Here is a 20,715-nt window from a genome sequence, read left to right as displayed (position 1 = left end):
GCGATCAGGACTCCAGCGAACCGTCGAGGGTCTTCACCGCGCCGTACAGGTTAGGGCGGCGATCACGGAACGTGCCCCAGGCACTGCGGATATGCTCCAGCTCGTCCAGATCGAAGCTGTGGACCAGCACGCCTTCTTTGGTTTCGTTGAGCTCCTCGACTTTTTCACCGAACTGGTTGGCGATGAACGACGAGCCGTAGAAGGTGATGTCGTAGCCGTCCTGCTCTTCGTTGCCGATGCGGTTGCTGGCGATCAGCGGCATCAGGTTCGCGCCGGCGTGACCTTGCTGCACGCGCTGCCAATGGTCACGCGAGCTGATGGTCTTGTCGTGCGGCTCGCTGCCGATGGCAGTCGGGTAGAACAGAATTTCCGCGCCCTGCAACGCCATGCTGCGCGCGCACTCCGGGAACCACTGATCCCAGCAGATACCGACGCCGATTTTCGCGTAACGGGTCTGCCAGACCTTGAAGCCGGTGTCGCCCGGGTTGAAGTAGTACTTTTCGTGGTAGCCAGGGCCGTCCGGGATGTGGCTCTTGCGGTAAATGCCCAGGTTGCTGCCGTCTGCGTCGATGATCGCGATGCTGTTGAAACGCGCACGCCCTGCCAGCTCGAAGAAGCTGATCGGCAGTACGACCTGCAGTTCTTTGGCGATTTTCTGGAAGTGCTTGATCGCGACGTTGGATTCGAGGGTAGTCGCCAACTGCAGATAGTCCGGGTTCGGCTTCTGGCAGAAGTACGGGGTTTCGAACAGTTCCTGAATCAGGATGATCTGGGCGCCCTTGGCGGCAGCTTCACGTACCAGCTTTTCAGCGGTCTCGATGTTGGCTTCCAGATCCCAGGAGCAGGCCATCTGGGTAGCAGCGACAGAAACGATACGGCTCATGAAAATATCTCCAGGGGCGGTTGCAAAGGACTTAACACCATAGCAGACGAGCGATGACGATTATGAACGTCTTTATAACGGATATAAATCGGCATTAAAAGCTAAATAAATGTCTTTTTATTATTAATTTTTGAATTTTGCCGATATTAATCTGCTTAAGGCTCATGACGGCGCTCATTTCTACGGGCTGGGTGTGACGCGGAGCGTCACGAACGGCATTCCCACGCTGGAGCGTGAGGAACGATGGGTGTCAGGCGCCACCTATCGTACCCATGCTCCGCGTGGGTATGCCGCTCTGGACGCTCTGCGTCCTATCCTGCATATCAGCGCGGAGCGTCACGAACGGCATTCCCACGCTGGAGCGTGAGGAACGATGGGTGTCAGGCACCACCTATCGTGCCCATGCTCCGCGTGGGTATGCCGTTCTGGACGCTCTGCGTCCTCTATTCCAGTTCGTGGAGCACCTTCGATACGTTGTCGACAAAAAAGTCCACGCTTTGGCGGGTGGTGCACATCGGGGGTTTGATTTTCAGGATGTTCAGGTAGTCGCCGGTCGGCTGCATGAAGATGCCCAGTTCACGCAGGCGCTCGCACAGGCGGGCGGTTTCTTCTGTGGCGGGTTCCAGGGTGTAACGGTCACGGACCAGTTCCATGCCCAGATAAAACCCCATGCCATGCACCGCGCCCACCAACAGATGTTTGTCGGCCAGGGCCTGCAGCCGCGCTTTGAAGTGGTCGCCCACGATTCGCGCGTTGTCCCAGAGTTTCTCCTCCTCCATGACATCCAGCACCGCCATGCCGATTCGGCAACTGACCGGACTGCCCCCGGATGACGAGAAGAAATAGCCCTCGGCCTCCAGCGCCTCGGCGATCTCACGGCGGGTGATCACCGCGCCCAGCGGATGGCCGTTGCCCATGCCTTTGGCCATGCTGATGATGTCCGGCACCACGCCCTGCTCTTCGAAACCCCAGAAGTGATGACCCAGCCGGCCATAACCCACCTGCACCTCATCGGCAATGCACACGCCACCCACAGCGCGGACCTTCTGATACACCTGTTGCAAATAACCCGGCGGCAGGGAAATCCCGCCTGCATTGCCATACACCGGCTCGCAGATGAAGCCCGCCACCTGCCGTTGCTGCTCAGCCAGCGTGGCAAGGGCCTGATCGACACTGCGCACGTACTCCGGCGCACTGTCCGCGCCCCTGAATGGCCCGCGATAGGTATTGGGCGCGGTGACCGGATGCACCCAGTCGGGGCGGGTGCTGAGTGCCTGAGGGTTATCGGCGATCGAGGTTGAAATGGCATCGGTCGCCACCGACCAGCCGTGATACGCCTCCAGCACACTGAGCATCTCGCGGCCACCGCTGTAAGCCCACGCCAGCCTGATCGCGAGGTCGTTGGCCTCAGTGCCGCTGTTGACCAGAAACACGCGGTCCATGCCCTCGGGTGCCAGCTTGAGCAGGCGCTCGGAAAACTCGGCGATCGCTGCATAGTGAAAGCGCGAGTTGGTGTTGAGCAGCGACCACTGCCGCGCCGCCTCGTGGGCCATGCGCGGGTGGCCGTGGCCGAGAACCGCGACGTTATTGAGCATGTCCAGATAGGAGCGGCCCTGCATGTCGATCAGGTGATTGCGCCAGCCCCGCTCGATCTGCGGCGGGGCCTGGTAGTAGTGCTTTTGCGAGCGGGCAAAGCTGGCATCGCGGCGCGCCAGCAATTGCGCGGCATCCTGCAAGGCTGGCGCGTCACAATCAAAACCCAGCAGGGCTGACGGCGACGGACAGATTGCGCGCCAGGCATCTGCCCAGGCCGGTGTAGTGAACAGCGGCGGGCTGAGGTCTGGCGCCGTGCACAATTGCAGCAACAGCGAGCCACCGCCCTGCCCGATCAGCGAGCCCGCCGCCACCTGACCCGCTAGCGAAGCCTCCGGCAACACACCCCACAACTTCAAACTGATGCGCTCGCCGACCAACAGCACCGCAGCATCGGCCGTCAGTTTTAAGGTGCCACCGAACGGCGCATGCAGCGGCGTTGCGGCGGGCACGTGCAACTCGACGTGCAGCGCAAAGGTCTCCGGCTCGCGGGCGCAGTCAGGCAAGGTGCGTGACAGACGGTATTCACCGAACCGACTGGCTGCCAGACCACCGTCCCCGGCCGCTTGCGACAGCAGACATTCATCGATGCCGCTCTGTTCCCAGTTGCCTGCCACGAAGTGTTCACTGAGCACGCCCAGATCCACCAGCACCGGCTGAAGCCCCGCCAGGCTGGGCAGCAACGGCGAATAGGCAGGCTGTTCGACAGGCAGCAGGTCCAGACCCACCGCGCGCAGAATGGCAGCTTCCATCAGCGCCATCGGCACCGAAGTGGCGACCTCGAAAATGTTCCATTCCCCGGCAAGGTTGGCCTGGATATACGCATTGCCGGGCTCGACGCTGGCCTGCTGTTCGCTGCTGAGCACAAGCACTGCGGATCGAGCGACGATCAGCGGCCAGAGCGCCTGCAATTCCTCGATCTTCAGCGGATTGAGGGCGTGATAGGCGGCAATGGCCGGGAGGATGTACAGCGGATCGCCCTCGGCATGGTGCAGCAGCGCCGCACAGGTCACCGACAGATCAGCCACTCGCCAGGTACTGAGCAGATCGCCGAAATCAATCAGCCCCTGCAATTGCCACGGATGCCCCGCCTCGCGCCGCCAGACCGCGTTGTGCTCGGAGATGTCCAGATGCACCGCCTGGATCGGCAGTGCCGCAATCAATGGCAACAGACGGCGATGAGCCTGCTCGCCGGCTTCGATCAGACAGGCGCGGGCGTCGGCATCCTTGATCACCGGCAGCAGGTGCTTGATCAACGCATGGGCGTGGCGCGGGTCCCACTGCAGGATGCGCTGCAGACCGGGGTGGTCGAAATCGGCCAGCGCGATATCCACATGGGCACACAGCTCGCCCAGCTCAACCACGATGTCACGGCCCAGATGCTCGACATGTCCCAGCGATTGCCCGTCGATGAATTCGAGCAGGCGCACATGTACTGCCTGGCCGTCGATGTCGACCGACAGTAACTGCTCGGTGTCGTTGGCGCGGATCACACCCGGTACATTGAATGCACTGTGGCCGGCCAGATGATGCAGCGCCGCATGCTGGGCGTTCAGCTCGGTGGTCGAATAAGCCCCGTGGCAGATCTTCAGCACATAACGCCGCGTGCCGGTATCCAGTAAAAAGTTGCGATCCTGCTGGCTGCCCAACGCTTTCAGGGTGCCGCTCAGCCCGTAGTGCTCGGAGAGCAATTGCAAAGCCTGGTCCACGCTGACCTCGGGGCAAGGCAGACTGGATCGGCGGATGAGCGTGGCAAGCGGCATGGAAAACCTCGTTATTGTTGTCAGGCCAGACTCGTTGAGCCAGGCGTGATGGGCAGTCGCACAACTACAGGGGATTGACTATAAGGGGATTGCGCTGCGCGACCAATCCGCACCTGCACCCCAGGTCGGGAAATAGCCGGAGTTTTATTCGACCTGCTGCTCGGGTTTAATGGTCCGATCCTGTCATACGCGTTCAAGCGCTATGCTGCATTACTCCAGAACACACAAGAAGGTCAGTTCATGCGAATAGTCGTTACCGGGGGCGCAGGTTTCATCGGCTCTGCACTGATCCGCCACCTGATAAACAACACCGAACACGAAGTGCTGAACTTCGACAAATTGACCTACGCGGGCAACCTTGAATCGTTGCAGTCCATTGCGACCGACACGCGCTATGAGTTCGTGCAGGCGGATATCTGCGATCAGGCCCGCGTCAGTGCGGTGCTCGAGCGCTTTGCGCCGCAGGCGATCATGCACCTGGCGGCTGAGTCCCACGTCGACCGCTCCATCGATGGCCCGGCCGAGTTCATCCAGACCAACATCGTCGGCACCTATAGCTTGCTGGAAGCCACGCGCGCCTGGTGGCTGAAATTGCCGGAAGCGCAGCGCCAGGCGTTCCGCTTCCACCATATTTCCACTGATGAGGTGTATGGCGACCTGCACGGTGTCGATGATCTGTTCACCGAAACCACGCCGTATGCGCCCAGCTCACCTTACTCGGCGAGCAAGGCTGCGTCCGACCACCTGGTGCGCGCCTGGCACCGCACCTATGGCCTGCCGGTGGTGGTGACCAACTGCTCCAACAACTACGGGCCGTTCCACTTCCCGGAAAAGCTCATCCCTCTGGTGATTCTCAACGCCCTGGCGGGCAAGCCCCTGCCGGTGTACGGCAATGGCCTGCAGGTGCGCGACTGGCTGTACGTCGAGGATCACGCACGGGCACTGCTCAAGGTCGTGACCGAAGGTGAAGTCGGCGAGACCTACAACATCGGTGGCCACAACGAGCAGAAAAACATCGACGTCGTGCGCGGTATCTGCGCGCTGCTCGATGAGCTCGCGCCGCAGCACCCGGCAGGCGTCGCGCAGTACAGCGACCTGATCACCTACGTGGTCGACCGTCCCGGCCACGATCAGCGTTATGCCATCGACGCCAGCAAGATCGACAAGGAGCTGGACTGGACGCCCGAAGAAACCTTCGAGTCCGGGCTGCGCAAGACCGTGCAGTGGTACCTGAATAACCTGGACTGGTGCCGCAGGGTTCAGGACGGCAGTTATCAGGGCGAACGACTGGGTTTTAGCGAGCCTAAAGACCTGATTGCCTGATCAGCACCCTTCTCGGCAGGCGCGCCTCAGGGCAGACTGTCGAGTCGCCACCACTTAATGAAGATTGCAGGGGAAGCCTCGTGAACGTAGTCGCAACAAAATTGCCGGACGTCCTGATTCTCGAACCCAAGGTATTCGGTGATGAACGAGGCTTTTTCTATGAAAGTTTCAACGCCAAGGCTTTTCAGGCTGCCACCGGCCTGACCCGCGAATTCGTGCAGGACAACCACTCCCGCTCGCAGCGCGGCGTTCTGCGCGGGCTGCACTATCAGATCGAAAATGCCCAGGGCAAACTGGTGCGCGTCAACGTCGGCAAGGTGCTGGATGTGGCCGTGGACATTCGCCGCAGCTCGCCGAACTTCGGCCAGTGGGTCGGCGTCGAGCTGTCCGCTGAAAACGCCCGTCAGCTGTGGGTTCCGGAAGGCTTTGCACATGGCTTCGTGGTACTCAGCGAACACGCCGAGTTCCTGTACAAGACCACCGACTACTACACACCGTCTGCCGAGCGCTGCATCGCCTGGGACGATGCGGATCTGGCCATCGACTGGCAGTTCGACGGCCAACCCAGCCTGTCGGCCAAGGATCAGCAAGGCAAGCGTCTGAAAGAAGCCGATCTGTTTGCCTGAGCCCCAAGGCAGCCCGGCGTAATGTCCGGATGCCTGACAAGCCAGCGGCGGGCATAATACGCGCCTGATGCCCACGTCAGGATCGACCGGGTGTATCTGTTGCCTGCCACGGCGTGACCGCCAGCAGGCATCGTCAACCCTTCGGCGACGGCCAATCGATGACCATGACTCCCGCACTGCCGCGCCGCCCTCGCTGGCGCAGCCTCGCCCTTCTGGCACTCTGCCTGGCGCCGTTGCTGTGGCCGCTGGAACATCTGGCCGAACGTTATTACCGCAACGTGCTGGCCAATCAGAATCGCCAGACCCTGGACCTGTACGTCGCCAACCTGCTCGGCACCCTGCACCGTTACGAAACCCTGCCGCAGATCCTCGGCGACCTGCCTGCCTTGCGCGCCGCACTGGCGGCGCCGGGCGACACACCCACCCTGGCGAACGCCAACCGTCTGCTCAGCGAAATCACGCGTCAGACCGGTGCCGATGTCATGTATTTGATGGACGCAAATGGCCTGACCCTGGCGGCCTCGAACTCGGAGCAGAAGGACAGCTTCATTGGCCGAAACTTCTCGTTCAGGCCCTACTTCATTGATGCACGGGCGGGCAGAACCGGGCGGTTCTTCGGCCTCGGCACGACCTCTGCCAAACGTGGTTACTTTTTTGCCGGCCCGGTGCGTGATGGTGAGCGGATCATCGGCGTACTGGTGGTCAAGGTTGATCTGGACCACACCGAAACCCTGTGGGGCAAGACGCCCGAGCAACTGCTGCTGACCGACCAGAACGGTGTGGTGATTCTGACGTCCAACCCCGAATGGCGCTTCCGGGCAACCCGCGACCTGACCGATGACGAGAAAAAAGCCATCGTCGCGATCCAGTCCTACCCGACCCGTGATCCGCGCCCGTTAAGGATCGATGAACACGCCTGGCTGACCCAGACCCAGGCCATCGAAGAAACCGGCTGGAACGTCAACATTCTCGCGCCTCGCGCCCTTGTCGACCGTCAGGTGCGCACGGTGGTGGCGATTGGCGGCGCAGCGCTGCTGGTGCTGATGTTGTTGCTGGGCCTGATGATGCAGCGTCGCCGTCATTATCTGGATCGCATCGCTTTCGAGGCCAAGGCGCGCCGCGAGCTGGAGATGCGGGTTATAGAACGGACCAGCGATCTGGAGGGGCTCAACAGCCGTCTGCGCCAGGAAGTGCTGGAACGCGAGCAGGCGCAGCAGGAATTGGTGCAGGCTCAGGACGAACTGGTGCAGACCAGCAAACTGACGGCGCTGGGCACCATGTCGGCGAGTATCAGCCATGAGCTGAATCAGCCGTTGGCCGCCATCCGCAGTTACGCCGAAAACGCCGAAGTGCTGCTTGATCATCAGCGCACCGAGGACGCACGCGGCAACCTCAAGCTGATCAGCGAACTGACCGGGCGCATGGCCTCAATCATCGCGCACTTGCGCGCCTTCGCCCGTCGCGACCGCCACGCCCCTGAAAGCGTGGCACTGCAACCGGCGCTGGAAGATGCGCTGGCGCTGTTGGCCAAGCGGCGGCGCGCCATGGAAGTCGAACTGATCCGTGACCTGCCGGACGCCACAATCTGGGTGCAGGCCGGTGAAACCCGTCTGCGTCAGGTGCTCGGCAATCTGCTCGCCAACGCGCTGGACGCCCTCACCGAGAAAGGCCCGCCGCGCAGGCTGTGGATAAGTGTCGAGCAAACCGCCGAGGGCGTTAACCTGTACATTCGTGACAACGGCCCCGGGTTTTCCCAGGAAGCGTTGGCACGGGCTCGCGAGCCCTTCTTCACGACCAAGACCCGCACCCAGGGGCTTGGCCTTGGTCTGGCCATCTGCGATACGCTGATGCGCGCGCTGGGCGGCGAGTTGCTGTTCGCCAACCATCCCAGCGGCGGTGCGCTGCTGACCCTGCGCCTGCGGGCCGGTGCTTCCGGAGCCAATCTTCAACCGCCAGAGGACCTTTCTGCATGAGTTCGGACACAGCCATCGACAGCCAGATTCAGGTGGTGCTGATCGACGACGATTCGCACCTGCGTCAGGCACTGCGTCAGACGCTGGACCTGGCTGGCCTGAACGTTCTGTCGCTGCCCGAGGCAACCGGGCTGGCCGAACGCATTGGCCGTGACTGGCCGGGCGTGGTGGTCAGCGATATTCGCATGCAGGGCATGGATGGCCTGGAGCTGCTCGACCAGCTTCACGCGCAGGACCCCGACCTGCCGGTGCTGCTGATCACCGGGCATGGCGATGTACCGTTGGCGGTGAAAGCCATGCGCGCCGGGGCCTACGACTTTCTGGAAAAGCCCTTCGCCAGCGACGCCATGCTCGACAGCGTGCGCCGTGCCCTGGCGCTGCGCCGTCTGGTGCTGGATAACCGCAGCCTGCGCCTGGCCCTGAGTGATCGCCAACAACTGAGCACACGCCTGATCGGTCAGTCGCCGCCGATCCTGCGTCTGCGTGAACAAATCGGCGCACTGGCCGGGACGCGAGCCGACGTGCTGATCCTCGGTGAAACCGGCGCAGGCAAAGAAGTGGTCGCCCGCGCGCTGCACGACCTGTCCAACCGCCGCAGCGGCCCGTTCGTGGCGATCAACGCCGGGGCGCTGGCTGAATCGGTGGTGGAAAGCGAGCTGTTCGGTCACGAGCCCGGGGCCTTCACCGGCGCGCAGAAGCGGCGTATCGGCAAGTTCGAGTTTGCCAACGGCGGCACGCTGTTCCTCGATGAAATCGAAAGCATGAGCCTGGACGTGCAGGTCAAGCTGCTGCGCCTGCTGCAGGAGCGCGTGGTCGAGCGAATGGGCAGCAATCAGCAGATCCCGCTGGACATCCGCATCATCGCCGCGACCAAGGAAGACTTGCGTCACGCGGCCGATCAGGGCCGCTTCCGGGCGGACTTGTATTACCGCCTGAACGTGGCCTCGCTGCGCATCCCGCCGTTGCGCGAACGGGGTGAGGATGCGCTGATGCTGTTCGAGCATTATGCCGATGCCGCGAGCATGCGCCACGGCATCCCCAAGCACGAACTCAAACCGGGCCAGCGCGCGCTGCTGTTGCGGCATAACTGGCCGGGCAACGTCCGGGAACTGCAGAACGCCGCCGAGCGCTTTGCGCTGGGTCTGGAACTGGAGCTGGAAGGCGCTGATACAGAACAGGCACCGCCGCCGGGCGGGGGTTTGAGTGATCAGGTGGAAAGCTTCGAGCGCGCGTTGATCGCCGCCGAACTGGCGCGCCCGCATAGCTCGGTGCGCAGCCTGGCGGAGGCGCTGGGTGTGCCGCGCAAGACCCTGCACGACAAACTGCGCAAGCATGGCCTGACGTTTGGCGACAGCAGCGGAGCTTCCGATGACACCGATTGAGCCTGAACATGACGCAGCCCACGCACTGGAGCAGGTGCTGCACCACGATATTCCGCTGACCCGCGAGATGGGCATGCGCGTGATCGACTGGCACAACCAGACACTGCGCCTGCACCTGCCGCTGGCACCCAACGTCAATCACAAGAGCACGCTGTTCGGCGGCAGTCTGTATTGCGGCGCAGTACTGGCGGGCTGGGGCTGGCTGCACCTGCGACTGCGCGAGGCCGGGATCACCGATGGGCATATCGTGATTCAGGACGGGCAGATCAGTTATCCACTGCCGGTACGCAGCGACGCCATCGTCCGCTGCGACGCGCCAGAGCTGGCGCAGTGGGACAAATTCATCGCCACCTACCAACGCCGAGGCCGCGCCCGCCTGACCCTGCACACCGGCATCAGCGAGCAGGACAGCAAAGAACAGGCCGTTCGTTTTGTCGGACAGTTTGTGTTGCACCGGTGAGGCTGCGTGCAGTTGATGCACTGGTGAAACTGTCTCAGCGCCATATGCAGACCTGTGGGAGCGAGCTTGCTCGCGAAGAGGCCGGTGCAATCTATGAAAATTCATCGTCTGAACCATCGCCTTCGCGAGCACGCGAAGCGTCGCCCAGCTCGCTCCCACGCCCGCCGGGCAGAGGCCTTGAAACCGGCCTCAGGACTGCGCCAGCACCAGCAGTTTGTCGCGCCATTCGGCGTTGGCGGGCAGGGCCAGGAAGAATGGGTTGAGCAGCGATTCACGCGCCGGGTAGCTGAATGGCTGGCCGTCCAGTTGCAACACTTCGCCTCCTGCACCTTCAAGCACGCCCTGCGCCGCAGCGGTGTCCCATTGCGAGGTCGGAGCCAGGCGTGGGTAGCAGTCGGCGGCGCCTTCGGCCAGCAGGCAGAATTTCAATGAGCTGCCGATGTTGGTCAGTTGCAAATGGCCCAGCCCGTTCGACAGGCCGGCGAGCAAATGCTCCTGCTCCGGGCTGGAGTGGCGGCGGCTGGCGACCACGGTAAAGGTCTGCCCTTCGCCAGGCTGTGTGCGCACTGCGATCGGCTGGATGTGACCGACGCCATCGCTGCGCCAGGCACCCAGCCCGGCACCGCCGAAGTAGCAGCGGTTATTGGTGGGCATCGAGACCACACCGAATACCACGCGGCCACGCTCGATCAGCGCGACATTGACGGTGAACTCTTCACTGCCGGAGATGAACTCCTTGGTGCCGTCCAGCGGATCGACCAGCCACCAGCGCTCCCAGCTTGCCCGCTCGCTGAGGGGGATGTCTGCGTCCTCTTCGGAGAGCACGTGAATGTCCGGATCAAGCGCCTGCAGACCCTCGACCAACACCTGATGGGCGGCCAGGTCAGCGGCGGTCACCGGCGAATCGTCGGTCTTGGTGGTCACGGTGACGTTGGCGCGCCAGAACGGCAGGATCACTTCGCCCGCCAGTCGCGTCAGTTCGATCACCGGCGCGAGCAGCGGATGTGGCAGGTTGTGCAACGAATCGGTCATGGCTGAAATAATCCACGCTGGGTCAGCAGGTCACGTGTGAGGTACAGCGCGGCCAGCGCCCGGCCTTCGCTGAACTGGGCACTCTGGGCAAGGCTCGATAGCTCGCGCAGGTTGATCCGGTCAACCCGGATCGGCTCGGGCTCGTCGCCCTCCAGCCGCTCTTCGTACAGGTCGGTGGCCAGCACCACCTGAATTTTCTGACTCATGTAGCCGGGGGACAGCGACAGCTCGGTCAACAGTTCCAGCTCACGCGCACCGAAACCGGCCTCCTCCTTGAGTTCACGGTTGGCAGCCGCCAGCACGTCTTCGCCCGGCTCGATCAGGCCCTTGGGCAGGGACAGCTCGTAGGCATCGGTGCCGCCGCAATATTCTTCGATCAGCACAGCGTGATCGGCATCGAGCATGGCCACGATCATCACCGCCCCGGGGCCCGTGCCTTTGCTGGCCAGACGCTCATAGGTCCGCTCGACGCCATTGGCAAAGCGCAATTGCAGCTCTTCAACGCGGAACAGACGACTACTGGCGACGATTGCGCGGGCAAGTACGGTAGGTTTCTGACGCATGACAGGCTCCTTTACATGAACGAGGTACTATACCGAGCTTTTCCCGATGTCTGTGTCGGATATGCTTACCCGCTATCAACCCCCTGACGAGGCCAGAATGCTTTCCATGCCCTGGAGCGAAATCGATACCGTCCTGCTGGATATGGACGGCACGTTGCTCGACCTGCATTACGACGAACACTTCTGGATGCAGCACCTGCCGCAGCGCTACGCCGAACTGCACGGCGTCAGTTTCGCCATGGCCTGGCTGGAATTGAAACCGCTGTTCGAAAACAACGCGGGCACGCTCAACTGGTACTGCCTGGATTTCTGGAGCGCCGAGCTTAACCTGTCGGTCCGTGACCTGAAACGCGAAATCGCCCACATGATTGCGCTGCGCCCAGACGCCGAGACCTTTCTCGCGGCCCTGCAAAAGGCAGGCAAGCGAGTGATCATGATCACCAATGCGCACCGTGATTCGTTGTCGCTGAAGATGGAGCGAATCGAGCTGGCGCCTTATTTCGAACGCCTGATCAGCTCTCACGATTACGGCTTTCCCAAGGAAAGCCAGCATTTCTGGGACGCTTTGAAGGCCGAAACAGCCTTCGACCCGGCACGCAGTCTGTTTATCGACGACACCCTGCCGATCCTGCGCAGCGCTCGACACTTCGGTGTAGCCCATTTGCTGGCCGTCAGCCAACCCAACAGCCAAAAAGGCCCGAAAGACACCGAAGAGTTCGCCGCAGTGGACGACTATCGGGAGTTGATCAAGGGCGTGCTCGATCATTCAGCCTGAGCGCGTAGAATCGGCTGTCTGGACGGCTCATCGGAGTGAACATGGACATCAAGCAACTTAAATTTCTGATCGCCCTCGACGAGACGAGGCACTTCGGCCAGGCGGCTGCGCGCTGCAACATCACCCAGCCGACGCTGTCGATGCGCCTGCGCAATCTGGAAGAAGAGCTTGGCTTGCCACTGGTCAATCGCGGCCAACGCTTCGAAGGTTTTACCGCACCAGGCGAACGCGTATTGGCCTGGGCACGCACGGTACTGGCTGCCTACGACGGTCTGCAGGCTGAAGCGGCCGCCTGCCGCGGTCATCTGGTCGGGACGTTGCGCCTGGGCGTGGTGCCGCTGTCGAGCTTCGATCCGCTGCCATTGCTGCACCGGCTGCACCAGCTGCACCCCAATCTGCGCTTCGAGCTGTCGTCACTCAGCTCCGAGCAAGTGCTGGAGCAACTGGCAAGCAATCGTATCGATCTGGGCGTCTCGTACCTGGAACGTCTGGACAATGAGCGTTTCGATTCGCTGACCCTGGACGACACGCGCATGGGCCTGCTGTACGACCGTCGGCACTTCACGTTTGGCGACGATCCCTTGAGCTGGGCCGATCTGGTCGAGCTGCCACTGGGCATGCTGACCAGCGGCATGCATTTTCGGCAGTCGATCGATCACAACTTCCATAGCCGCGGCCTGCAACCCAATCCGCTGATACAAACCGATGCCGTTCATCAGTTGCTGCAAGCCGTACATGGCGGTTTTTGCTGCGCGATCATGCCGCTGGATGGCGGTCTGGAAACGCTCACCGAACATTTGCGCCTGCATCCGATTGCCGACTCCCGGACTTTGGCCCGGCTGGGGTTGATCATGCGCCGCAGTGCGCCACGTTCGGCACTGGCTGAAGCCTGCTTTGCGCTGGTAGCAGAAATACCGCGCTAGAGCGTTGATCGACGTCATCTATCGGGACATCAGCACTAGCGATTAGACGATTTCCAATAACGGGCCTAATCTTGCAGATGTCATTCTGCCGGTATTTCAGCCCATGCCCGTTACGCGCAAGGTCAGCTCGGCGTCCTTTGCTACGCCAGCCCCCGAAGCAAGCCAGTCTTACAGTTACTCGAATCTCGAGGGCACGGACTCTGCACGTAACGAACTTGCTGAAGAAGTGGCGCTGGCGATTGCCTACAACGGCATCAGCCAGGCGGTCATGCTGGTCAGCCCTACTGATCTGGAAGACTTTATCGTCGGCTTCAGCCTGGGCAGCGGCATCATTGCCTCGCATGACGAAATCTACGACTTCAAAATCAGTGGTTGCGGCTCGGCGATGCAGGCCGAGGTCGAGATCGCCAGCCGCGCGTTCTGGGAACTCAAGCAGCAGCGTCGGCAACTGGCTGGCACCAGCGGTTGCGGACTGTGTGGCGTTGAAGCCGTCGAGCAGGCACTGCCTGACCTGAAGGCGCTGCCCGGCGCGCCCCTGCCCCCGATCGAATGGCTGGAAGGCCTGCGTCAGCGCATCGGCGAGTTCCAGCCGCTCGGCCGCCATTGCGGCGCCGTACATGCGGCGGTGTTCATGGACGGTAACGGCCAGCTGTTGCTGGGACGTGAAGACATCGGCCGCCACAACGCGCTGGACAAGCTGATCGGCGCATTGATCCGTCAGGACATCCCCTTGGCAGGCGGCGTCGCCATCGTGACCAGCCGCTGCAGCCTGGAACTGATTCAGAAAGTATTGCGCGCCGGCATCCAGACCCTGGTCAGCCTGTCTTCGCCCACCGGCCTGGCCCTGCAATGGGCCCGCCGTCACAACCTCAATCTAATTCACCTGCCGCAGAAAAGTGCGCCGCGGGTCTATAGCCCTGCGATGGAGATTCAAGCGTGAGCACTCATCATCAAGCCGACAAGACACCAACCCCCCGCTACAAGCCGTACAAAGGTGCGGCAGGCGGCTGGGGCGCACTGATCAGCGTGACGCAACACTGGCTGGGCAGTGACAACGCGCTGAAGAACCTGCGCATGATGCTCAAGACCAACCAGAACGGCGGTTTCGACTGCCCGGGCTGTGCGTGGGGTGATTCGCCGGAAAGCGGCATGGTCAAGTTCTGCGAGAACGGCGCCAAGGCGGTGAACTGGGAAGCGACCAAGCGTCGTGTCGACCCGGCCTTCTTCGCCCGCTACAGCGTCAGCTCGTTGATGGAGCAGAGCGATTACTGGCTCGAGTATCAGGGCCGCCTGACCGAGCCGATGAGCTATGACGCGGAAACCGACCGTTACAAGCCGATCAGCTGGGACAACGCGTTTGCGCTGATCGCCAAGCACCTGAAGAACCTGCCCAGCCCGAACATGGCCGAGTTCTACACCTCCGGACGCGCCAGCAACGAAGCGGCGTACCTGTATCAGCTGTTCGTGCGCGCTTATGGCACCAACAACTTCCCGGACTGCTCGAACATGTGCCACGAGGCCAGCGGCGTAGCACTGTCGCAAAGCGTCGGCGTCGGCAAGGGCACCGTGACCTTCGAGGATTTCGAACACGCCGATGCCATCTTCGTCCTCGGCCAGAACCCCGGCACCAACCACCCGCGCATGCTCGAGCCATTGCGCGAAGCGGTACAGCGCGGCGCCCAGGTGGTGTGCGTCAACCCGCTCAAAGAGCGTGGCCTGGAGCGTTTCCAGCATCCGCAACACCCGGTCGAAATGCTCACCAACGGCGACCGCCCGACCAACACCGCTTACTTCCGCCCTGCCCTGGGTGGCGACATGGCGCTGTTGCGCGGCATGGCCAAGTTCCTGCTGCAATGGGAGCGCGAGGCGCAGGCCAACAACGCACCTTCGGTGTTCGACCACGCGTTCCTCAACGAACACACCGAAGGCGTGCTCGAATACCTGGCCGCCATCGATGACACGTCCTGGGACGCCATCGTCGAGCAATCCGGTCTGCCGCTGAGCGACATCGAACAGTCGGCACACATGTACGCCAAGGGCAAGAACGTAATCATGTGCTGGGCGATGGGAATTACCCAGCACCGTCACTCGGTGCAGACCATCCAGGAAATCGCCAACCTGATGCTGCTGCGCGGCAACATCGGCCGTCCGGGTGCCGGCCTGTGCCCGGTGCGCGGTCATAGTAACGTGCAGGGGGACCGCACCATGGGCATCAACGAGCGCCCACCGGTGTTCCTGCTCGATGCCCTGGAAAAACGCTTCCAGTTCAAAGTACCCCGCGAAAATGGTCATAACGTCGTCGAAGCCATTCACGCCATGGCCGAAGGTCGCGCCAAGGTGTTCATCGCGCTGGGCGGCAACTTCGCTCAGGCCACCCCGGACAGCCATCGCACTGCCGAAGCCCTCAGCAATTGCGACCTGACCGTACAGATCAGCACCAAGCTGAACCGCAGTCACCTGTTCCACGGCAAGGACGCGCTGATCCTGCCGTGCTTCGGCCGTACCGACATCGACATCCAGGCCAACGGCCCACAAGCCGTCACCGTGGAAGATTCGTTCAGCATGGTTCACGCTTCCAACGGCCAGTTGAAGCCGTCCTCGAAGCAAATGCGTTCCGAGCCTGCGATCATCGCCGGTATCGCCAACGCTACGCTGGGCAAGGCGCCTGTGGACTGGTTGTGGCTGGTCGAGGACTACAACCGTATTCGCGACCTGATCGCCGACACCATCCCCGGCTTCAAGGATTTCAACGAGCGCGTCAAGCACCCAGGCGGCTTCTACCTGGGTAACGCTGCTGGCGCACGTCGCTGGAACACTGCGTCGACCCGCGCCAACTTCAAGTCCAATGCGCTGCCGCTGACTCTGATCAATGAACACGTCAGTTCAACCGGGCAGATCCCGGACCTGATCATGCAATCCATGCGCTCACACGATCAGTACAACACCACCATCTATGGCCTGGACGACCGCTATCGCGGCGTCAAAGGTCAGCGTGACGTGCTGTTCGTCAACGAAGCCGACATCATCCGTCTGGGCTTCCAGCCGGGGCAGAAGGCGGACCTGATTTCGATCTGGAGCGATAACCGCGAGCGCCGCGTCAAAGGCTTCACGTTGCTGCCATTCGATATTCCGGCCGGTCAGGCTGCCGCCTACTACCCAGAGGTCAACCCGCTGGTGCCGCTGGAAAGCGTGGGCGATGGCAGCAGCACGCCGACCTCGAAGTTCGTTGCCATCCGCCTCGAGCGCTCTGCAGAGTCGGCACGCATCCTCTAACGTCCCTGAAAGACGCCCACAAAAAAGGCCCGTTTCTCTGGAAACGGGCCTTTCGCAAGTAACCTCAGACTCTCATTTCCGACTTAAGTTCCTTAGCCAAAACAATAACTTAGCAGTTTGTGTGGCAATCGTGTTACTCGTCGGAATTGCATTGCTACATTCTTCACTTGACACCAAGATCGCGCCGTCATCCCTATGAGATTCCATACATGAAGTATTCCTCGATACTGTTGTTGTCTCTTACCTTGATCAGCGGTGCGGCGTCTGCAGGCAACCTTGAGTCAGGCGTAGGCGGAGCATTGGGTGGGGTACTCGGTTCGGTCGTCGGTCAGCAGATCGGCGGCAGCACTGGTTCAGCAATTGGCGCAGGTGTCGGCGGCGCAGCCGGTGGCGCTGTAGGCGCAGACCGTCGCAACCGCACAGAAGCAGCCATTGGCGGCGGTCTGGGCGCTGCGGGCGGTAACGTGCTGGGTCGCAGCGTCGGCGGCAACACCGGCAGCCTGGTCGGCTCGGCGGTAGGTGGCGGCGGCGGTGCTGCACTCGGCAACTACATGGGCAACGAAAGCCGCAGCGATGATCGTCGTTATCGTGGTGGCCGTGATCATGGCCATCGCCCGAAGCACCACGGCCATCGCCGTCATCGTGACTGATACCACCGTCAGTTGCTGAAGCACAAAAAACCGGCCGCCCTTTAGCGGCCGGTTTTCATTTGTCTGTCGCAATGCAGGTTCAGGACTGGATGCAGAGCATCGTCCCCTTGGTCAGATCACTTTGTACGTGTAGTCAGTTGCCAGCCATGGCCTGCACCCACGTCCTGACCTGTGCGTACGGATAGTCCTCCAGCACCGCAAACCCGGTGGTGGCGCGGGCTTTGAGCCTGGTGAACAGCGGCACGCTGATGCCACACAGAAAACGCGTCAGGCAGTCAGCGCTGGGCCGCTGGCCGATATAGTCCTGGTGCTTGTGGATAAACTCGCTGCACAGGTGCTGAAAGTCCCGATTCGCCAGGGGCTCCAACGCGGGTGGTTCGGGCAGGTGGGCGACTTCGCCAAGGCAGACCGAGCAATGCCCGCAGCGCTCCGGCGCATTGTGATCACCGAAGTACCGCGCCAGCCGATGGGTCAGGCACTGGTCACTGGCGAACACGTCCAGCGTGGTGTGAATGCGCGCAACTTCAGTGGCTTCGTGATGAGCGAAATAATCGTGCAATTCGATGCTCAAGGCCTGTGCATCAAAGTCGCTGCGCAACAGGCTGTAAACCTCGGTCATCTGTTTGCTTTCAAGCTCGATCCAGCCTTTTTCCTGAAAGTAATCCAGCGCCTTGACCACCCGCCCGCGCTCGGCGCCGTATTGCTGGTACATCGCCTCGAAATCGACGGTGGCCCAGGTCCTTGCGCGGTTTGAAGTGTCGATCAGGGCTTGAACGAAGTCGCGTCGCTCCCCTTCGAAACGCGCCATCAGGTCTTGCGGCTGAAGCAGAAACTTGAAGCGGTACTCGGCGAAATACGCGTAGCGCGGCGCAATGATCCCGCGCAGTTCCAGTTGCACCAGCAGGGTCTTCAACGGTAATTGACGAATATTGCTGAGGTCGGCGAGCGGTCCGAGCAGAAATTCCCACTGCCCGTCATGACGCGCCCCAAGCAAGTCTTCCAGCACACGAGCAATCCCCTCGCGCTCCGGCGTATCGCCGTACACGAAGTTCTCCAGCACGTTGAGACTGTCGCGGTTGGCCAGCACCAGACAATCCGAAGCAGCACCATCACGCCCGGCCCGACCGATTTCCTGGCTGTAGTTCTCGATGGATTTGGGCAGGTCGAAATGCACCACGTTGCGAATGTCGCTCTTGTCGATGCCCATCCCGAACGCGATGGTCGCCACGATGCAGTTCAGATGGCCGCCCATGAACTGCCTCTGGATCGACTCGCGCTGATCATTGGGCAGCCCGGCATGGTAGGCGCTGGCGGGCAGGCCATGCTGTTCCAGGTGAGCGGCGATGTGTTCGGCTGTCTTTTGCAGGGTCACGTAAACAATGGTCGGCTGCCCGCGACGCTCGTTGAGCCACTCCACCAGCAGGCGTCTTTTGTCACGGCCACTGACCGGCTTGACCCACAGGTGCAGGTTGGCGCGGTAGAAACCGGTGGTGATGACGTCCTCGGGGGCGATGGCGAATTTGTCCTGCATGTCGATGATGACTTGCGGGGTCGCCGTGGCGGTCAGCAGCAATGTCTGAGGGATGTTGAATTCGCGCTGGTAGTCCGGCAGCTTCAGGTAGTCGGGGCGGAAGTTATGCCCCCACTCCGAGATGCAGTGCGCTTCGTCGACCACCAGCAGGGAAATCGGTACTTGAGCGATGAAATTGCGGAAACGCTCGTTCTTCAGGCGCTCGACCGAGATCATCAGAATCTTCAGCTCGCCGGAGCGTGCACGCGCCATCACATCAGCGATCTCGTCGCGGCTCTGCGCCGAATCAATGCTCGCCGCCGAGATACCGTGGCGGTGCAGGAAGGCAAGCTGATCCTGAATCAGCGCCAGCAACGGCGACACCACCAGCGTCAAATGCGGCAACATCAGGGCAGGCAATTGGTAACATAGCGACTTGCCCGAACCTGTCGGAAAGATCGCCGCAGCCGAGCGTCCGGCCAGTACCGCACTGATGGCAGCTTCCTGCCCCGGCCGGAACTGTGTGTAGCCGAATACCTGTTCGAGACGCTGGTGCATTCGCGTTCCATCCATCAGTCAAAAAACGGCCTCAACCTTAACGCGCCAGGCCTGATGCACATAGCACCAAAGCGTTGCAGAAACTCTACCCACCGGCCGATATCATTGTAATATCACCACCGAACATCGCTTGATCAGGAGCAGGAATGGATTCCCTACAGCAACCCGAGGACGACGGGATCATCCGCATTCAGCGCCTCGTGCCCGGTCAGGTCGATGTGGTGCTGGGCTCGCATCCACGCCGCAAGCGCGTCGATACGCCTCGCCGCTCACGCCCTTATGGCCTGTGGCTGGCGTGCCTTATTGCTGCAGCCTGCGTCGCCGGACTGATCACCTCACATGCGAGAGGTCCCAAAGCGCTGGCAGTACCGCCTGTTGTGCAGTCCGTACCTGAACCCGAGACAGTCGAGGCCGAGGCGCAATCCGTAGCCGCAGCCGATCCTGCGCCCGCGCAGATTCGAAAAACCGCAGAGCTTGTGCCGATCGCGGCCACTGTGGCGCCGCCCGCCCCCGTGCAGCCCTTGGATGACTGCATGAAAAACGGCAACGTCATCGATGAGGCGGTGGCGAACTGTCGATTCGGCCAGGTTCCTCGCCCCGCTCAGGCAGAATCGGCAACAGGCATGGTGTCTGCCGACTACATGGCCGATTTCAAGGCCAATGCTTCACGCAATTCTGCTCGTTCTTCCAAGCCTTACAGCGTCGCGACAGCCTCCATACGCGAAGCGGACGGCAGAAACCGCTACCGCGCGCAGTGGCGGATTTACGGCAACACGATCGATGGCGACAGCGTCTGCGAAAACTTCGCTATTCGTTCATTCGAACGGCGCGAGTGTCGCAAGGCCGCAGCGGTCAACTTCAGAGAACAGTGCCAAGAGTGGACCAAACGCGCGGCAAGAAACCGCGACGAGGACAGTAAAAACGCCCAGCAGCGCTATTGTGAGGTGACCACGAATTTCTCACCTTGAAAACAGGGCTGCGCGCTTCTGGCGCAGCAGTTTCAACGGTGTTTTCTACTTTCCCGCTGCATGGCCGAGCATCTGAGAATCCGCAAAAACGGACACATGTATAGCCAAAGGCTTACACGCAATGAAGCGAATGGCTATTTTGCACCTGCCGTCAGAGCCGTAATATTGGATCCAACAACTGGCGAACAAGGAGTTCGCCAGGATCAGGGACGATCGACCATCGCCGGGAAGGCAGCCGACAGGGAGTTGGAATGGTCTTGGTACAAACCCGCTTCGGCGGGTTTTTTATTGCCTGCGATTTTTGCCTCCAGCGGTCAAACCACCTCAAGATTTTCCTGACGCCAGATTTCCTGCTCTTCAAAGGCCCGTCCGAAGCTGAGCCCATGAGGTATAGCGAAAGGCTTACACGCGCTGGAGGAATTTGGCTATTTCCGGCCCGGCTCGCGCTCCGTAGTATTGG

At 61.5% G+C, this 20,715-nt stretch carries 16 protein-coding genes; 11 read left to right on the top strand and 5 right to left on the bottom strand.

The genetic code is table 11. The features are described from left to right. Positions 1-4: 4 nt before the first annotated feature. Together aguB and BLR16_RS25985 are read right to left on the bottom strand one after the other, a co-directional pair. Positions 5-883, bottom strand: a complete 879-nt coding sequence (aguB, locus tag BLR16_RS25995) for an N-carbamoylputrescine amidase (protein ID WP_074806983.1) — start codon at positions 881-883, stop codon at positions 5-7. Between the two features lie 443 nt (positions 884-1,326). Then, positions 1,327-4,239, bottom strand: a complete 2,913-nt coding sequence (locus tag BLR16_RS25985; RefSeq protein WP_074806980.1) for an aminotransferase — start codon at positions 4,237-4,239, stop codon at positions 1,327-1,329. A 240-nt stretch (positions 4,240-4,479) separates the two neighbouring features. Between BLR16_RS25985 and rfbB the strand changes: the two genes are divergently transcribed. The 5 genes from rfbB to BLR16_RS25960 all read left to right on the top strand — a co-directional run bounded on the left by rfbB (position 4,480) and on the right by BLR16_RS25960 (position 10,003). Then, complete coding sequence (gene rfbB, locus BLR16_RS25980) at positions 4,480-5,562, top strand: dTDP-glucose 4,6-dehydratase (protein WP_074806977.1); 1,083 nt, start codon at positions 4,480-4,482, stop codon at positions 5,560-5,562. Between the two features lie 80 nt (positions 5,563-5,642). Then, positions 5,643-6,188 (top strand): dTDP-4-dehydrorhamnose 3,5-epimerase, encoded by a 546-nt coding sequence (gene rfbC / locus BLR16_RS25975; protein WP_092194608.1) that lies wholly within the window; start codon positions 5,643-5,645, stop codon positions 6,186-6,188. 164 nt (positions 6,189-6,352) lie between these two features. Next, positions 6,353-8,161 (top strand): sensor histidine kinase, encoded by a 1,809-nt coding sequence (locus BLR16_RS25970; RefSeq protein WP_032609702.1) that lies wholly within the window; start codon positions 6,353-6,355, stop codon positions 8,159-8,161. Next, positions 8,158-9,543 (top strand): sigma-54-dependent transcriptional regulator, encoded by a 1,386-nt coding sequence (locus BLR16_RS25965; protein ID WP_003372289.1) that lies wholly within the window; start codon positions 8,158-8,160, stop codon positions 9,541-9,543. The genes BLR16_RS25970 and BLR16_RS25965 overlap by 4 nt, the downstream gene beginning before the upstream one ends. Beyond that, positions 9,530-10,003, top strand: coding sequence for a YiiD C-terminal domain-containing protein (locus BLR16_RS25960; RefSeq protein WP_003372291.1), 474 nt, complete (start codon positions 9,530-9,532; stop codon positions 10,001-10,003). The genes BLR16_RS25965 and BLR16_RS25960 overlap by 14 nt, the downstream gene beginning before the upstream one ends. Positions 10,004-10,192: 189 nt before the next feature. On the opposite strand, the gene cysQ is transcribed toward BLR16_RS25960, so the two are convergent. Continuing rightward, the gene (gene cysQ, locus BLR16_RS25955; protein WP_003434802.1) at positions 10,193-11,035 is read right to left on the bottom strand and encodes a 3'(2'),5'-bisphosphate nucleotidase CysQ; all 843 of its coding nucleotides are present in this window, start codon (positions 11,033-11,035) and stop codon (positions 10,193-10,195) included. Further along, complete coding sequence (gene nudE, locus BLR16_RS25950; protein WP_074806971.1) at positions 11,032-11,598, bottom strand: ADP compounds hydrolase NudE; 567 nt, start codon at positions 11,596-11,598, stop codon at positions 11,032-11,034. Before nudE ends, cysQ begins: the two co-directional genes overlap by 4 nt. Positions 11,599-11,695: 97 nt before the next feature. On the opposite strand from nudE, the gene yrfG reads away from it, so the two are divergent. The 5 genes from yrfG (at position 11,696) to BLR16_RS25925 (ending at position 17,219) form a co-directional block, all read left to right on the top strand. Then, positions 11,696-12,373: a GMP/IMP nucleotidase gene (gene yrfG, locus BLR16_RS25945; protein ID WP_003434805.1), complete on the top strand. Its 678-nt coding sequence runs from the start codon at positions 11,696-11,698 to the stop codon at positions 12,371-12,373. Positions 12,374-12,414: 41 nt separating this feature from the next. Beyond that, positions 12,415-13,296, top strand: coding sequence for a LysR family transcriptional regulator (locus BLR16_RS25940; protein ID WP_003372300.1), 882 nt, complete (start codon positions 12,415-12,417; stop codon positions 13,294-13,296). Positions 13,297-13,399: 103 nt separating this feature from the next. Beyond that, entirely contained in the window at positions 13,400-14,236 is an 837-nt protein-coding gene (gene fdhD / locus BLR16_RS25935) for a formate dehydrogenase accessory sulfurtransferase FdhD (RefSeq protein ID WP_003372302.1), read from the top strand. After that, positions 14,233-16,569, top strand: a complete 2,337-nt coding sequence (locus tag BLR16_RS25930) for an FdhF/YdeP family oxidoreductase (protein WP_074806968.1) — start codon at positions 14,233-14,235, stop codon at positions 16,567-16,569. The genes fdhD and BLR16_RS25930 overlap by 4 nt, the downstream gene beginning before the upstream one ends. 209 nt (positions 16,570-16,778) lie before the next feature. After that, positions 16,779-17,219 carry a glycine zipper domain-containing protein gene (locus BLR16_RS25925; RefSeq protein ID WP_003372307.1) on the top strand — a complete coding sequence of 147 codons (441 nt, stop codon included), beginning with the start codon at positions 16,779-16,781 and terminating at the stop codon, positions 17,217-17,219. A 133-nt stretch (positions 17,220-17,352) separates the two neighbouring features. Here the strand turns inward: BLR16_RS25925 and BLR16_RS25920 are convergent, their stop codons facing one another. Then, entirely contained in the window at positions 17,353-19,287 is a 1,935-nt protein-coding gene (locus BLR16_RS25920; protein WP_161437916.1) for a RecQ family ATP-dependent DNA helicase, read from the bottom strand. Between the two features lie 146 nt (positions 19,288-19,433). On the opposite strand from BLR16_RS25920, the gene BLR16_RS25915 reads away from it, so the two are divergent. Further along, a complete protein-coding gene (locus tag BLR16_RS25915) occupies positions 19,434-20,255 on the top strand; it encodes a hypothetical protein (RefSeq protein ID WP_024662926.1) in 822 nt (273 codons plus the stop codon). The last annotated feature ends 460 nt before the right edge of the window (positions 20,256-20,715 follow it).

The organism is Pseudomonas sp. BS3767, assembly GCF_900099665.1.
Classification (GTDB): domain Bacteria; phylum Pseudomonadota; class Gammaproteobacteria; order Pseudomonadales; family Pseudomonadaceae; genus Aquipseudomonas; species Aquipseudomonas cerasi.
This window is presented reverse-complemented; position numbering and strand designations above follow the sequence as displayed.

Excerpts from the sequence above, each read along its gene's own strand:
- BLR16_RS25915 (WP_024662926.1), top strand. The coding sequence starts at position 19,434 with ATGGATTCCCTACAGCAACCCGAGGACGACGGGATCATCCGCATTCAG.
- BLR16_RS25920 (WP_161437916.1), bottom strand. The coding sequence starts at position 19,287 with ATGCACCAGCGTCTCGAACAGGTATTCGGCTACACACAGTTCCGGCCG.
- BLR16_RS25985 (WP_074806980.1), bottom strand. The coding sequence starts at position 4,239 with ATGCCGCTTGCCACGCTCATCCGCCGATCCAGTCTGCCTTGCCCCGAG.
- yrfG (WP_003434805.1), top strand. The coding sequence starts at position 11,696 with ATGCTTTCCATGCCCTGGAGCGAAATCGATACCGTCCTGCTGGATATG.
- cysQ (WP_003434802.1), bottom strand. The coding sequence starts at position 11,035 with ATGACCGATTCGTTGCACAACCTGCCACATCCGCTGCTCGCGCCGGTG.
- BLR16_RS25960 (WP_003372291.1), top strand. The coding sequence starts at position 9,530 with ATGACACCGATTGAGCCTGAACATGACGCAGCCCACGCACTGGAGCAG.
- aguB (WP_074806983.1), bottom strand. The coding sequence starts at position 883 with ATGAGCCGTATCGTTTCTGTCGCTGCTACCCAGATGGCCTGCTCCTGG.
- fdhD (WP_003372302.1), top strand. The coding sequence starts at position 13,400 with ATGCCCGTTACGCGCAAGGTCAGCTCGGCGTCCTTTGCTACGCCAGCC.
- rfbB (WP_074806977.1), top strand. The coding sequence starts at position 4,480 with ATGCGAATAGTCGTTACCGGGGGCGCAGGTTTCATCGGCTCTGCACTG.
- nudE (WP_074806971.1), bottom strand. The coding sequence starts at position 11,598 with ATGCGTCAGAAACCTACCGTACTTGCCCGCGCAATCGTCGCCAGTAGT.
- BLR16_RS25965 (WP_003372289.1), top strand. The coding sequence starts at position 8,158 with ATGAGTTCGGACACAGCCATCGACAGCCAGATTCAGGTGGTGCTGATC.
- BLR16_RS25940 (WP_003372300.1), top strand. The coding sequence starts at position 12,415 with ATGGACATCAAGCAACTTAAATTTCTGATCGCCCTCGACGAGACGAGG.
- BLR16_RS25925 (WP_003372307.1), top strand. The coding sequence starts at position 16,779 with ATGAAGTATTCCTCGATACTGTTGTTGTCTCTTACCTTGATCAGCGGT.
- BLR16_RS25970 (WP_032609702.1), top strand. The coding sequence starts at position 6,353 with ATGACTCCCGCACTGCCGCGCCGCCCTCGCTGGCGCAGCCTCGCCCTT.